Raw genomic sequence first — 13,580 nt, forward strand, 5'->3', positions numbered from 1 at the left:
AGGACAATGGCTCCGACACAACAAGAAAGACTTGAGGAGTACCCGCTGTGGAAAGCCGCAAATCCGAAGCCCCTACGCTGGATCTCGCCCCACCGCTCGAAACGAGCTGGCTGGAACGGATTTTCAAACTCAAGCAACACGGCAGCACCGTCAAAACCGAAATGATTGCCGGGGTGACCACCTTCATCACCATGGCCTACATCATCTTCGTCAACCCCAACATCATGGCCGACGCCGGCATCGACCACGGCGCGGCCTTCGTCGCCACCTGCATCGCCGCAGCGCTGGGCTGCCTGCTGATGGGCCTGTACGCCAACTGGCCGGTGGGCCTGGCGCCCGGCATGGGCCTGAACGCCTTCTTCACCTACACCGTGGTCGGCACCATGGGCTACAACTGGGAAACGGCACTGGGCGCGGTATTCGTCTCGGGCGTGCTGTTCATGTTCCTGACCTTGTCGAAGGTGCGCGAGTGGCTGCTCAACAGCATCCCGTTGAGCCTGCGCCATGCGATGGGGGCCGGCGTCGGATTGTTTCTCGGACTGATCGGCCTGAAGACCGCAGGTATCATCGTCGACAGCCCGGCCACGCTGATCAAGCTGGGCTCGCTGCATGAACCCGGCCCACTGCTGGCGGCGGTGTGCTTCCTGTCGATTGCCATCCTCAGCTACAAACGGGTATTCGGCGCGATCCTGATCAGCATCATCGGCGTCACCCTCGCCGGCTGGGGGCTTGGCCTGGTGAAGTTTGGCGGGGTGGTATCGATGCCACCGAGCCTGACGCCGACCTGGATGGCCATGGATGTCGCCGGCGTGTTCAACGTCAGCATGATCAGCGTGGTGCTGGCATTCCTCTTCGTGCACATGTTCGACACCGCCGGCACCCTGATGGGCGTGGCACAACGGGCCAACCTGGTGGCGCCTGATGGGCGTATCGAAAACCTGTCACGGGCGTTGAAAGCAGACAGTGCGTCCAGCGTATTCGGCGCGGTGGTCGGCGTGCCGCCGGTCACCAGCTATGTAGAAAGTGCCGCAGGCGTGGCCGCCGGTGGCCGGACTGGCCTGACAGCTGTGGTGGTGGGGCTGCTGTTCATTGCAGCGATGTTCTTCGCGCCGCTGGCCGGGATGATTCCGGCTTATGCCACTGCGGGTGCATTGATCTACGTGGCCATGCTGATGATGGGCAGCATGGCGCATATCCACTGGGACGAAGCCACCGACAGCATTCCGGCGATCGTCACGGTGATCATGATGCCGCTGACCTTCTCGGTCGCCGACGGTATTGCCCTGGGCTTCATCACCTATGTGGCATTGAAGGCGGGCACTGGCAAGTACAAGGAAATCTCGGCCAGCCTCTGGGTGCTGTGCGCGATCTTCATTGCCAAGTTCGTGTTCCTTTAAGTCATTGATTACCCGGCTTTAGAGTTTCAGTGCATTCAAGATCAAGCGCCGCCCCCGCGGCGCTCGATCTCATGGCCACTACAACATCCAAGCCGCCCCCCATCACTTTCCGCCAGACGAAAAAAAGCCCGCCAGTGTGAGAGCGGGCCAAAGGACCTACGAAGATTCTTCTAGCGACCAACTAGCTTCCGCGATAGGTCGAATAGCTATACGGCGAGATCAGCAGCGGCACGTGGTAGTGCTCCTGCTGCTCGTCGATGCCAAAACGCAGCACAACAACATCCAGAAACGCCGTGTCCGGCAGCTGTACGCCGCGAGCACGGTAGTAGGCGCCAGCACTGAACTGCAGCTGGTAAACGCCGGTACGGTAATCGTCACCCTGCAGCAGCGGCGCATCGACGCGGCCATCGCTGTTGGTCAGGGCGGTGTTAACCAGCTCCAACTGCTGGCCTTCGACGCGATACAGCTCGACCTTGATCGAGCTGCCCGGGCAGCCATGCGCGGCATCCAGTACGTGTGTGGTCAAACGTCCCATTGCTTGTCGCCTCTTGTTCAATCTGTGGGCAAAAAATACACGGCCATCATCACGCCAAACGGCCTGCGATGTGCGGGAATGGCGTTATTAAGACATTCCATCGCCAAATTGTACACAATTTTTTGAACCCATCCGTCGCCGCCTCCCTAAAGCCGCCATACAGTCGCAAATACAGACGCCATGCCGACACCCACGTCATTAGCTGACCAACCAGGCAGGTTTATTGCAAGGGATTCTCAGGCGACAAAAGGGAAGAAATGCGGAAAAACAGGCTTACAAAAGATTTCAGAAGTTGTATACAATCAGCCCATCCGGTGGTGCGACATCCCGACGCGGCCCGCCCACCCCCGCACTAACGCACAAGAAGGAAGACTGCAGTGAGCGCTGACTATCCTCGCGACCTGATCGGTTACGGCAACAACCCACCTCACCCGCAATGGCCGGGCAACGCCCGCATTGCACTGTCCTTCGTCCTGAACTACGAAGAAGGTGGCGAGCGCAACATCCTGCACGGTGACAAAGAGTCCGAAGCCTTCCTGTCCGAGATGGTGGCTGCCCAGCCGTTGCAGGGCCAGCGCAACATGAGCATGGAATCGCTGTATGAATACGGCAGCCGTGCCGGCGTGTGGCGCCTGCTCAAGCTGTTCAAGGACAGCGGCGTGCCGCTGACCGTGTTCGCCGTGGCCATGGCCGCCCAGCGCCACCCGGACGTGATCCGCGCCATGGCCGAAGCCGGCCACGAGATCTGCAGCCACGGCTACCGCTGGATCGACTACCAGAACATGGATGAAGCGCAGGAGCGCGAGCACATGCTCGAGGCCATCCGCATCCTCACCGAACTGACCGGCGAACGCCCGGTGGGCTGGTACACCGGCCGCACCGGCCCGAACACCCGCCGCCTGGTGATGGAGGAAGGTGGCTTCCTCTATGACAGCGACACCTACGACGACGACCTGCCCTACTGGGAGCCGAACAACCCGACCGGCAAGCCGCACCTGGTGATCCCCTACACCCTGGACACCAACGACATGCGCTTCACCCAGGTACAGGGCTTCAACTGCGGCGAGCAGTTCTTCCAGTACCTCAAGGACGCCTTCGATGTGCTCTACGCCGAAGGCGCCGAAGCACCGAAGATGCTCTCCATCGGCCTGCACTGCCGCCTGGTCGGCCGCCCGGCGCGCCTGGCCGCGCTGAAGCGCTTCGTCGACTACGCCAAGAGCCATGACCAGGTCTGGTTCGCCCGTCGCGCGGACATCGCCCGCCACTGGCACGCCACCCACCCGTACAAGAAAGAGAACGCCTGATGACCGCCTTCAAGACCCTCAAGCCCTCCACCCTGGGCCGTGACGCATTCGTCGCCGCCTTCGCCGATATCTACGAGCACTCGCCGTGGGTCGCTGAAAAAGCCTATGGCCTGGGCAACCTGATCGAGTTGGACGAGGTCGAGGCGCTGCACCAGCGTATGAGCGACATCCTGCTCAGCGCCAGCCACGCCGACCAGTTGGCGCTGATCAACGCTCACCCGGACCTGGCTGGCAAAGCGGCCATCCAAGGCGAGCTGACCGAATCGAGCACCAACGAGCAGGCCGGCGCCGGTATCCACCAGTGCACCGCCGAAGAGTTCGCCCGTTTCACCGAGCTCAACGACGCCTACAAGGCCAAGTTCCAGTTCCCGTTCATCATGGCGGTCAAGGGCAGCAACCGGCACCAGATCCTCGCCGCTTTCGAAAAACGCATCCACAACGACAGCGATGCCGAATTCAAGGAAGCCCTGGCGCAGATCAACCTGATCGCCCTGTTCCGTCTGCTGCAGCTGTAATTACCGCTGCAACGAACGTTAGAGCCCTTTCAAGAATAACGAACATAGAAGAGATAACCGCATGCGCACCCTGATGATCGAGCCCCTGACCAAAGAAGCCTTCGCCCCGTTCGGTGACGTGATCGAAACCGATGGCAGTGACCACTTCATGATCAACAACGGCTCGACCATGCGCTTTCACAAGCTCGCCACGGTCGAGACCGCCGAGCCTGAAGACAAAGCGATCATCAGCATCTTCCGCGCCGACGCGCTGGACATGCCGCTGACCGTACGCATGCTGGAACGCCATCCGCTGGGCAGCCAGGCTTTCATCCCGCTGCTCGGCAACCCCTTTCTGATCGTGGTCGCGCCCGTTGGCGATGCACCTGTATCAGGTTTGGTCCGCGCCTTCCGCAGTAACGGCAGGCAGGGCATCAATTACCATCGCGGCGTCTGGCACCACCCGGTGCTGACGATCGAAAAGCGGGATGATTTCCTGGTGGTTGATCGCAGTGGTTCTGGCAACAACTGCGATGAGCATTACTTCACCGAGGAACAGATGCTGATCCTCAATCCCCACCAATAAGAAAAGGTCGATCATCGCAAGGTGATTGGCAGAGGTACATACTGTGGAAGCACACCTTCACGAATGGCTGAACCTGAGCATTCGCTGGGTTCACATGATCACCGGTGTCGCCTGGATCGGTGCATCGTTCTACTTCGTCTGGCTGGAGAACCACCTGAACCGAAGCAACCCGCGCGATGGGTTGTCGGGTGATCTCTGGGCGATTCACGGCGGTGGTATCTACCACCTGGAGAAATACAAACTCGCACCCCCGAAAATGCCCGAGAACCTGCACTGGTTCAAATGGGAAGCCTACTTCACCTGGATGTCCGGTATCGCCCTGCTGTGCGTGGTGTTCTACTGGAACCCGGCCCTGTACCTGCTGGCCCCTGGCAGCACCCTGAGCGGTGCCGAAGGCGTGGCCATCGGTATCGGTTCGCTGATCGCTGGCTGGTTCATCTACGACTTCCTGTGCGACTCGCCCCTGGGCAAGAAGCCAGCGCTGCTCGGTGGTGTGCTGTTCGTGCTGATCATCGCCGCCTGCTGGGGCTTCAGCCTGGTGTTCAGCGGCCGTGGCGCATACCTGCACACCGGCGCGATCATCGGCACCATCATGGTCGGCAACGTGTTCCGCATCATCATGCCGGCCCAGCGCCAGCTGGTGGCCGCGATCGAGAGCAACACCACCCCGGACCCGCGCCTGCCGGCCAAGGGGCTGCTGCGCTCGCGCCACAACAACTACTTCACCCTGCCGGTGCTGTTCATCATGATCAGCAACCATTTCCCGAGCACCTACGGTAGCCAGTACAACTGGCTGATCCTGGCCGGTATCGCAGTAGCCGCGGTTCTGATCCGCCACTACTTCAACACCCGCCACGACAGCAACAAGTACGCCTGGACCCTGCCGGTAGGCGCCCTGGCGATGATCTGCCTGGCCTACGTCACCGGCCCGAAACCGATGGCCGTAAGCCCTGAGCAAGCCGCAGCGAAGATCGAGTACCAGCCGCTGCCTGCAACTGCTGTCGGTGGCAAGACCGCTGCCGAGCAGCGCGCCGAGGACGCCGCCAAGGCTGCGCAAGCGCCAGCCGCACCTGCGCAAGCACCGGCCCAGGCCGCTGCCCAGGCCGGTGGTGGCGACTTCGACAAGATCCACAATGTCATCCAGGAACGCTGCACCGTGTGCCACTCGTCGAAACCGACCAGCCCACTGTTCAGCGCCGCCCCTGCTGGCGTGATGTTCGACACCCCGCAGCAGATCCAGGCCCAGGCCGCGCGCATTCAGGCGCAAGCGGTCGCCAGCCAGATCATGCCGCTGGGCAACATCACCCAGATGACCACCGAAGAGCGCAAGCTCGTTGGTGACTGGATCGCCAAAGGCGCCCAGGTCAACTGATAGAAGCCGCAAGCTTCAAGCCTCAAGCTGTAAGTCGTAGGTAACAAGCAAGCATCGAGCGTCAAGCTCCAACGCGGATCACCAAGCTTCTTCTTGAAGCTTGCCGCTTGGAGCTTGCCGCTTGGATCCGAGAATAAAAACAAAACTCGAGGTGCTGCATGTCCGAGTCACGCAAGGCGTACATCCCTGTTGCGCCGCCGCGTCAGCCTCTGCCCCTGTTCCAACTGATTCTGGTAGGCCTGCAACATGTACTGCTGATGTACGGAGGCGCGATTGCCGTGCCTTTGATCATTGGCCAGGCTGCTGGATTGTCCCGTGAAGAAGTTGCCTTCCTGATCAACGCCGACCTGCTGGTCGCAGGCGTCGCCACCATCATCCAGTCGTTCGGTATCGGCCCGGTAGGGATCCGCATGCCGGTGATGATGGGTGCCAGCTTCGCTGCCGTCGGCAGCATGGTGGCCATGGCCGGCATGCCCGGCGTGGGCTTGCAGGGGATCTTCGGCGCGACCATCGCCGCCGGGTTCTTCGGCATGCTGATCGCGCCCTTCATGTCCAAAGTCGTGCGCTTCTTCCCGCCCCTGGTTACCGGTACCGTGATCACCTCGATCGGCCTGTCGCTATTCCCGGTTGCGGTCAACTGGGCCGGTGGCGGCCATGAGGCAGAAGCCTTCGGTTCGCCCATCTACCTGATGGTCGCGGGCCTGGTGCTGGCCGTGATCCTGTTGATCAACCGCTTCATGCGCGGCTTCTGGGTCAACGTTTCGGTGCTGGTGGGCATGGGCCTGGGTTACATCCTGGCCGGCTCCATCGGCATGGTCGACCTGTCTGGCCTGAGCCAGGCACCGTGGCTGCAAGTGGTGACCCCACTGCACTTCGGCATGCCGACCTTCAGCCTGGCGCCGATCCTGTCGATGTGCCTGGTGGTGGTGATCATCTTCGTCGAGTCCACGGGCATGTTCCTCGCCCTGGGCAAGGTGACCGATCGTGAAGTCACCCCCGGCATGCTGCGTCGCGGCCTGCTGTGCGATGCCGGCGCGTCGTTCATCGCGGGCTTCTTCAACACCTTCACCCACTCCTCGTTCGCCCAGAACATCGGCCTGGTGCAGATGACCGGGGTACGCTGCCGCTACGTTACCGTGGTGGCCGGTGCGCTGTTGATCATGCTCAGCCTGCTGCCCAAGGCGGCCTACCTGATTGCCTCGATCCCGCCTGCGGTACTGGGCGGCGCGTCCATTGCCATGTTCGGCATGGTCACCGCCACCGGGATCAAGATTCTTCAGGAAGCGGACATCGGCGACCGTCGCAACCAGTTGCTGGTGGCGGTGAGCGTCGGTTTCGGGCTGATCCCCGTGGTGCGCCCGGATTTCTTCGCGCAGATGCCGCAGTGGATGGAACCGATCACCCACAGTGGCATCGCCATGGCCACGGTCAGCGCCCTGGTGTTGAACGTGTTGTTCAACATCCTCGGTGGCGCCGACCGCGCAGCGCATAACGACGCCTGTCACCAGCATTGAGCCCGAGGGGCGGCGCATTGGCCGCCCCTCACTCACACCCGCAGTAACCGCTACACCGTCGGCCCGCCGGAATGGGCCGCTCGGGGCGCCCCTGCGCGCTAAAAACACCGCCAACAAAAACAATAAGTCCGGGAATCACAACATGAAGCGCATCACCTCGTCCCTGTTGTTGGGCAGCAGCCTGCTGGCCACCCTCCCCTCGCATGCAGGCGAATGGCTGCAATGGCACGGCGAAAGCCTGACCTACCTGTACGGCAAGGACTTCAAGGTCAACCCTGGTATCCAGCAGACCATCACGTTCGAGCACGCCAACAAATGGAAGTACGGCGACACCTTCATGTTCGTCGACAAGATTTTCTACAACGGCAAGGCCGACCCCGGCAAAGGCGTGACCACCTACTACGGTGAATTCAGCCCGCGCCTGTCGCTTGGCAAGATGACCGGCCACAAATTCGAGTTCGGCCCGATCAAGGACGTGCTGATCGCCATGACCTACGAGCGTGGCGAAGGCGACAACGAGGCCTACCTGATCGGCCCCGGTTTCGATCTGGCCGTCCCCGGCTTCAACTATTTCACCTTGAACTTCTACGTGCGCAACACCGAGGGCAGCCGCCCTGGGGACAACGTCTGGCAGATCACCCCGGCGTGGTCCTACACCATCCCCGTGGGCCGCTCCGACATCCTGATCGACGGTTACATGGACTGGGTGGTGGACAACGACCAGACCCGTCGCGGCACCTACCACGCCAACCTGCAGTTCAACCCACAGGTCAAGTATGACCTGGGTAAGGCCCTGAACCTGGGCGCCAAGCAGTTGTACGTAGGCTTTGAATACAGCTACTGGAAGGACAAGTACGGCATCGACAGCCGTGGCAACGTGGACAGTAATCAGAGCGTCGCCAGCGCCCTGGTCAAAGTCCATTTCTAAGAAACTGACCAAACGCACAAGTTTGTTTCACAGCGCTCCAGGACGGGGCACTTGAGGACCGGCGCGCAAGCCAGTAATCTGCGCGCCCCCTCGCTCAGGGCAGAACGGATTCTGCCTGCGTTTACTGACCGCTCAGTCAATGAATTCGGGCGGTTGGCCAACGTATTGCCAGCCTGAAAAACCCTTTTCATCCGTTCAGAACGTAGTCGAGCAGGAAGGTTGTGCCAGCCCCGAAAAGTTGGCGCAGCTCTTGCCAAACAGCTGTGGCCTATCGAAAAAAGCTGACTCAAAAGACAAAAAAGCGCCAACAACGAGCGCTGACAACAGATCAATCAAGGGAGCGACACTCGCAATGCGTACCATCAACAGCCTGATCCTCGCCGGCGGCCTGCTGGCCTGCGGCACCACCTTCGGCGGCGACCTGCTGCAGTGGCAGAACAACAGCCTCACCTACCTGTGGGGCAAGAACTTCAAGGTCAACCCCGAGATCCAGCAGACGGTGACGTTCGAGCATGCCGATGGCTGGAAGTACGGCGACAACTTCATCTTCGTCGACAAGATCTTCTACCAGGGCAAGAAAGACGCCGGGAACGGCCCCAACACCTACTACGGTGAAATCAGCCCGCGCCTGTCGTTTGGCAAGATCTTCGACCAGAAGCTGGCGTTCGGCCCGGTCAAGGACGTGCTGTTGGCGATGACCTACGAGTTTGGCGAGGGGGATACCGAGTCTTACCTGATCGGCCCTGGCTTCGACCTGGACATCCCGGGCTTCGACTACTTCCAGCTGAACTTCTACCAGCGCACCACCGACGGCAGCCGTGCGGGTGACAACGTCTGGCAGATTACCCCGGTGTGGTCGTACACCATCCCTGTGGGCTCGTCCGACATCCTCATCGACGGTTTCATGGACTGGGTGGTGGACAACGACGAGAACCGTCGCGGTACCTACCAGGCCAACCTGCACTTCAACCCGCAGGTCAAATATGACCTGGGCAAGGCGTTGCACCTGGGTGAGAAGCAGCTGTACGTAGGTTTTGAGTACGACTACTGGAAGAACAAGTACGGCATCAAGGACAGCGATGCCTTCACGACCGACCAGAATACGGCGAGCTTCCTGGTCAAGGTTCACTTCTGACCTGAAAGACCACAGGGGCCGCTTTGCGGCCCCTGTGTCACAGTCACTGAGCCGGGCGCATTACCCGCCACAACTTGCTCAAACCGCTCACTACCGCCAACACGGCAGCGCCCGCAACAATGCCCACACCCCCGTTGAGCAATGCGCCCGTCAGCGCCCCGCCGCGCCCTTCGCTGAACGCCTCGATCGCATGATGCAACGGCCCGATGCCATGCACCAGAATCCCGCCGCCGACCAAGAACATCGCCGCAGTGCCGATCACCGACAGGCTTTTCATCATGTAAGGCGCCGCGCGCAGGATGCCGTTACCCACCACCTGGGCCAGCTTCGATGCCTTCTGCGTCATCCACAGGCCCAGGTCATCGAGCTTGACGATGCCGCCCACCAGCCCGTAAACGCCGATGGTCATGACAATGGCGATACCCGACAGCACGATGATCTGCTGGGTCAACGGCGCATCGGCTACGGTGCCCAGAGTAATGGCGATGATTTCTGCCGAGAGAATGAAGTCGGTGCGCACCGCGCCTTTGATCTTGGTTTTCTCGAAGGCCACCAGGTCGACATTGGCGTCGGCCACGGCTTCCTTGCGCGCCTCATGCTGCGCCTCGTCCTCTTCCTTGCTGTGCAAGAACTTGTGTGCGAGCTTTTCGAAGCCCTCGTAGCACAGGTAAGCGCCGCCGATCATCAACAAGGGCGTTACCGCCCAAGGGATGAACGCACTGATCAGCAACGCCGCCGGCACCAGGATCGCCTTGTTGACGAACGAGCCCTTGGCCACCGCCCACACCACCGGGATCTCGCGCTCGGCGCGTACGCCAGTGACCTGCTGAGCATTGAGCGCCAGGTCGTCGCCCAATACGCCAGCAGTCTTCTTCGCCGCGACTTTGGTCATGAGTGACACGTCGTCGAGCACCGTGGCGATGTCGTCGATCAGTACCAGTAGACTGCTGCCTGCCATGTTTGCCTGTTTCCCGTGAAATGAATGCGCCGGAGTCTAGCCCAAAGTCGCTGCCTTGAGCGCCCGTCGAGCCCGGTGCTACCATGCCCGATCCCTCTTAGAGGTGGCCAGACACGAGGAAGATCCCTGACCATGAGCACCATTCGCGAGCGCAACAAGGAACTGATCCTGCGCGCGGCCAGCGAGGAATTCGCCGACAAGGGCTTCGCCGCCACCAAGACCAGCGATATCGCGGCCAAGGCCGGCCTGCCCAAGCCAAACGTGTACTACTACTTCAAATCCAAGGACAACCTCTACCGCGAGGTCCTGGAGAGCATCATCGCGCCTATCATGCAGGCCTCGACGCCGTTCAATGCCGACGGTGACCCCAAGGAAGTGTTGAGTTCGTACATTCGCTCGAAGATCCGCATCTCGCGCGACCTGCCGCATGCATCCAAGGTGTTTGCCAGCGAGATCATGCACGGTGCGCCGCATTTGTCGCCCAACCAGGTCGAGCAGCTCAACGAACAGGCGCGGCACAACATCGAGTGCATCCAGGGCTGGATCGAGCGCGGGCAGATTGCCAATGTGGATGCGCATCACCTGATGTTCAGCATCTGGGCGGCGACCCAGACCTATGCCGATTTCGATTGGCAGATCTCGGCGGTAACGGGCAAGGCCAAGCTGGCCGACAGCGATTATGACGCTGCGGCCGAGACCATCATCCGGCTGGTGCTCAAGGGCTGTGAGCCTGAGGCGGCCTGATCGGGCCAATGGGGCTGCTATGCAGCCCGTTCGCGACACAAGGCCGCTCCTGTAGGAGCGGCCTTGCGTCGCGATGGGCCGCAAAGCGGCCCCAACAATCTAAGTTTTTACGCCGCCACCCCCGCATCCGCCGTCAACCCAACCTCCTCGATCGCACTGATCGCGCACTGCTCGTCGATATCCGACGTATCGCCGCTGATCCCTACCGCACCCAGCACCTTGCCGTCCTGATCACGAATCAGCACGCCACCCGGCGCCGGCACCACAGGCCGCTCCCCTAACCCATTCAGCGCGGCAAAGAACGCCGGCCGTTGCTGCGCATCCAGTGCCAGCAAACGCGAGCCCTTGCCCAAGGCAATCGCACCCCAGGCTTTACCGGTGGCCACTTCCGGGCGAATCAGGCTAGCGCCATCTTCCCGCTGCAGCGCCAGCACGTGCCCGCCCGCATCCAGCACCGCCACGGTCAGTGGCGCCGCATTGATCTTGCGGCCTGCGGCCAGCGCGGCATTCACCAGGCTTACCGCGACTTTCAGGTTCAGAACGTTCATGAAAAGGTCCTCTTCTTGTTGTGAGAAGCCCTGAGGGCAGTTGAAAACCGATGACCTAAATAGAACACAACGAAAGATATTTTTGTATACAATATTTTTAAACGATCGTACCAGATCCGACAGAACCCAGTTTTCACGGGCTCTCCGACGAAAGCCAGCTTCCCCGATGAAAATCCATTGACCTAGCCCGCCAGGCGTGAATACACTCTGTCGCAAAGCAAGTTGTATACAATTACAAAATCGATGAGGCACAACCCATGAGCAAAATGAGAGCAATCGATGCAGCCGTTCTGGTCATGCGCCGTGAAGGTGTAGATACCGCGTTCGGCATCCCAGGGGCTGCCATCAACCCGCTGTACTCAGCCCTGAAGAAAGTCGGTGGCATCGATCACGTCCTCGCTCGTCACGTCGAAGGTGCCTCGCACATGGCCGAGGGCTACACCCGTGCCAACCCGGGCAACATCGGCGTGTGCATCGGTACCTCCGGCCCTGCCGGCACCGACATGGTCACCGGCCTGTACAGCGCGTCGGCCGACTCCATTCCAATCCTCTGCATCACTGGCCAAGCCCCGCGTGCACGTCTGCACAAGGAAGACTTCCAGGCCGTCGACATCACCAGCATCGTCAAGCCGGTCACCAAGTGGGCCACCACCGTACTGGAGCCAGGCCAAGTGCCTTACGCGTTCCAGAAGGCCTTCTATGAAATGCGTACCGGCCGCCCAGGCCCGGTACTGATCGACCTGCCGTTCGATGTGCAGATGGCCGAAATCGAATTCGACATCGACGCCTACGAGCCACTGGCCGTCAACAAGCCATCCGCCACCCGCGTCCAGGCCGAAAAAGCCCTGGCCCTGCTCAACGATGCCGAACGCCCACTGCTGGTTGCAGGTGGCGGCATCATCAACGCCGACGCCAGCGACAAGCTGGTCGAGTTCGCCGAGCTGACCGGCGTACCGGTGATCCCGACCCTGATGGGCTGGGGCACCATCCCGGACGACCACGCCCTGATGGTCGGCATGGTCGGCCTGCAGACTTCGCACCGCTACGGCAACGCCACCCTGCTGAAATCCGACCTGGTGTTCGGTATCGGTAACCGTTGGGCCAACCGCCACACCGGCTCCGTCGATGTTTACACCGAAGGCCGCAAGTTCGTGCACGTGGACATCGAGCCCACCCAGATCGGCCGCGTGTTCACTCCCGACCTGGGCATCGTCTCGGACGCCGGCAAGGCGCTGGACGTGTTCCTCGAAGTGGCCCGCGAGTGGAAAGCCGCCGGCAAGCTCAAGGACCGCAGCGCCTGGCTGGAAGACTGCCAGCAGCGCAAGGCCAGCCTGCAGCGCAAGACCCACTTCGACAACGTGCCGGTCAAGCCGCAGCGCGTGTACGAAGAGATGAACCAGGTATTCGGCAAGGACACCTGCTACGTCAGCACCATCGGCCTGTCGCAGATCGCCGGTGCGCAGTTCCTGCACGTGTACAAGCCACGCAACTGGATCAACTGCGGCCAGGCCGGCCCGCTGGGCTGGACCATCCCTGCCGCCCTGGGCGTGGTCAAGGCCGACCCATCGCGCAAGGTTGTCGCCCTGTCGGGTGACTACGACTTCCAGTTCATGATCGAAGAACTGGCTGTCGGTGCGCAGTTCAACCTGCCGTACGTTCACGTGCTGGTGAACAACGCCTACCTCGGCCTGATCCGCCAGGCGCAGCGTGGCTTCGACATGGATTACTGTGTACAACTGGCGTTCGAGAACATCAACTCGACCGACGCTGCCAGCTACGGTGTCGACCACGTTGCCGTGGTCGAAGGCCTGGGCTGCAAGGCCATCCGCGTATTCGAACCAGGCGAAATCGCCCCTGCCCTGCTCAAGGCGCAGAAGATGGCCGAAGAGTTCCGCGTGCCGGTGGTGGTCGAGGTGATCCTCGAGCGTGTCACCAACATTTCCATGGGTACCGAGATCAACGCCGTCAACGAGTTCGAAGACTTGGCCCTGGTCGGCAACGACGCGCCAACCGCGATCTCGATGCTCGACTGATTGCCTGACGCCCCCGTGCATCCCGCCTATGT

13 protein-coding genes are annotated in these 13,580 nt (G+C 61.1%); 10 read left to right on the top strand and 3 right to left on the bottom strand.

What is annotated here, in order from left to right; all coding sequences use genetic code 11:
• Positions 1-47 precede the first annotated feature (47 nt).
• Positions 48-1,397 (top strand): NCS2 family permease, encoded by a 1,350-nt coding sequence (locus tag PC358_RS10485; RefSeq protein ID WP_033699381.1) that lies wholly within the window; start codon positions 48-50, stop codon positions 1,395-1,397.
• Between the two features lie 181 nt (positions 1,398-1,578).
• Here PC358_RS10485 and uraH read toward each other — a convergent pair whose 3' ends face one another.
• On the bottom strand, positions 1,579-1,932 hold the full coding sequence (uraH, locus tag PC358_RS10490) for a hydroxyisourate hydrolase (RefSeq protein WP_008091641.1): 354 nt from the start codon (positions 1,930-1,932) through the stop codon (positions 1,579-1,581).
• Between the two features lie 377 nt (positions 1,933-2,309).
• On the opposite strand from uraH, the gene puuE reads away from it, so the two are divergent.
• From puuE to PC358_RS10525, 7 genes are all read left to right on the top strand, one after another.
• A complete protein-coding gene (gene puuE, locus PC358_RS10495; RefSeq protein WP_019471481.1) occupies positions 2,310-3,236 on the top strand; it encodes an allantoinase PuuE in 927 nt (308 codons plus the stop codon).
• The gene (gene uraD / locus PC358_RS10500; RefSeq protein ID WP_033699383.1) at positions 3,236-3,751 is read left to right on the top strand and encodes a 2-oxo-4-hydroxy-4-carboxy-5-ureidoimidazoline decarboxylase; all 516 of its coding nucleotides are present in this window, start codon (positions 3,236-3,238) and stop codon (positions 3,749-3,751) included. Before puuE ends, uraD begins: the two co-directional genes overlap by 1 nt.
• Before the next feature lie 61 nt (positions 3,752-3,812).
• Positions 3,813-4,316, top strand: coding sequence for an ureidoglycolate lyase (locus tag PC358_RS10505; protein WP_027592958.1), 504 nt, complete (start codon positions 3,813-3,815; stop codon positions 4,314-4,316).
• A 43-nt stretch (positions 4,317-4,359) separates the two neighbouring features.
• Positions 4,360-5,688, top strand: coding sequence for a urate hydroxylase PuuD (locus PC358_RS10510; protein WP_033699385.1), 1,329 nt, complete (start codon positions 4,360-4,362; stop codon positions 5,686-5,688).
• A gap of 158 nt (positions 5,689-5,846) precedes the next feature.
• Positions 5,847-7,202, top strand: coding sequence for a nucleobase:cation symporter-2 family protein (locus PC358_RS10515; RefSeq protein WP_033699386.1), 1,356 nt, complete (start codon positions 5,847-5,849; stop codon positions 7,200-7,202).
• Positions 7,203-7,344: 142 nt separating this feature from the next.
• A complete protein-coding gene (locus PC358_RS10520; RefSeq protein ID WP_033699387.1) occupies positions 7,345-8,130 on the top strand; it encodes an outer membrane protein OmpK in 786 nt (261 codons plus the stop codon).
• A gap of 352 nt (positions 8,131-8,482) precedes the next feature.
• Positions 8,483-9,265: an outer membrane protein OmpK gene (locus tag PC358_RS10525; protein WP_027592962.1), complete on the top strand. Its 783-nt coding sequence runs from the start codon at positions 8,483-8,485 to the stop codon at positions 9,263-9,265.
• Positions 9,266-9,308: 43 nt separating this feature from the next.
• On the opposite strand, the gene PC358_RS10530 is transcribed toward PC358_RS10525, so the two are convergent.
• Positions 9,309-10,223, bottom strand: a complete 915-nt coding sequence (locus PC358_RS10530; protein ID WP_033699388.1) for a DUF808 domain-containing protein — start codon at positions 10,221-10,223, stop codon at positions 9,309-9,311.
• A gap of 132 nt (positions 10,224-10,355) precedes the next feature.
• Between PC358_RS10530 and PC358_RS10535 the strand changes: the two genes are divergently transcribed.
• Complete coding sequence (locus PC358_RS10535) at positions 10,356-10,967, top strand: TetR/AcrR family transcriptional regulator (RefSeq protein ID WP_033699390.1); 612 nt, start codon at positions 10,356-10,358, stop codon at positions 10,965-10,967.
• Between the two features lie 107 nt (positions 10,968-11,074).
• Here the strand turns inward: PC358_RS10535 and PC358_RS10540 are convergent, their stop codons facing one another.
• A complete protein-coding gene (locus PC358_RS10540; protein WP_033699392.1) occupies positions 11,075-11,515 on the bottom strand; it encodes a GlcG/HbpS family heme-binding protein in 441 nt (146 codons plus the stop codon).
• Positions 11,516-11,772: 257 nt separating this feature from the next.
• On the opposite strand from PC358_RS10540, the gene gcl reads away from it, so the two are divergent.
• Positions 11,773-13,548, top strand: a complete 1,776-nt coding sequence (gene gcl, locus PC358_RS10545; RefSeq protein WP_033699393.1) for a glyoxylate carboligase — start codon at positions 11,773-11,775, stop codon at positions 13,546-13,548.
• Positions 13,549-13,580 lie beyond the last annotated feature (32 nt).

Origin of the sequence: Pseudomonas capeferrum, assembly GCF_000731675.1 — a bacterium.
In the GTDB taxonomy this organism is placed as follows: Bacteria; Pseudomonadota; Gammaproteobacteria; order Pseudomonadales; family Pseudomonadaceae; genus Aquipseudomonas; species Aquipseudomonas capeferrum.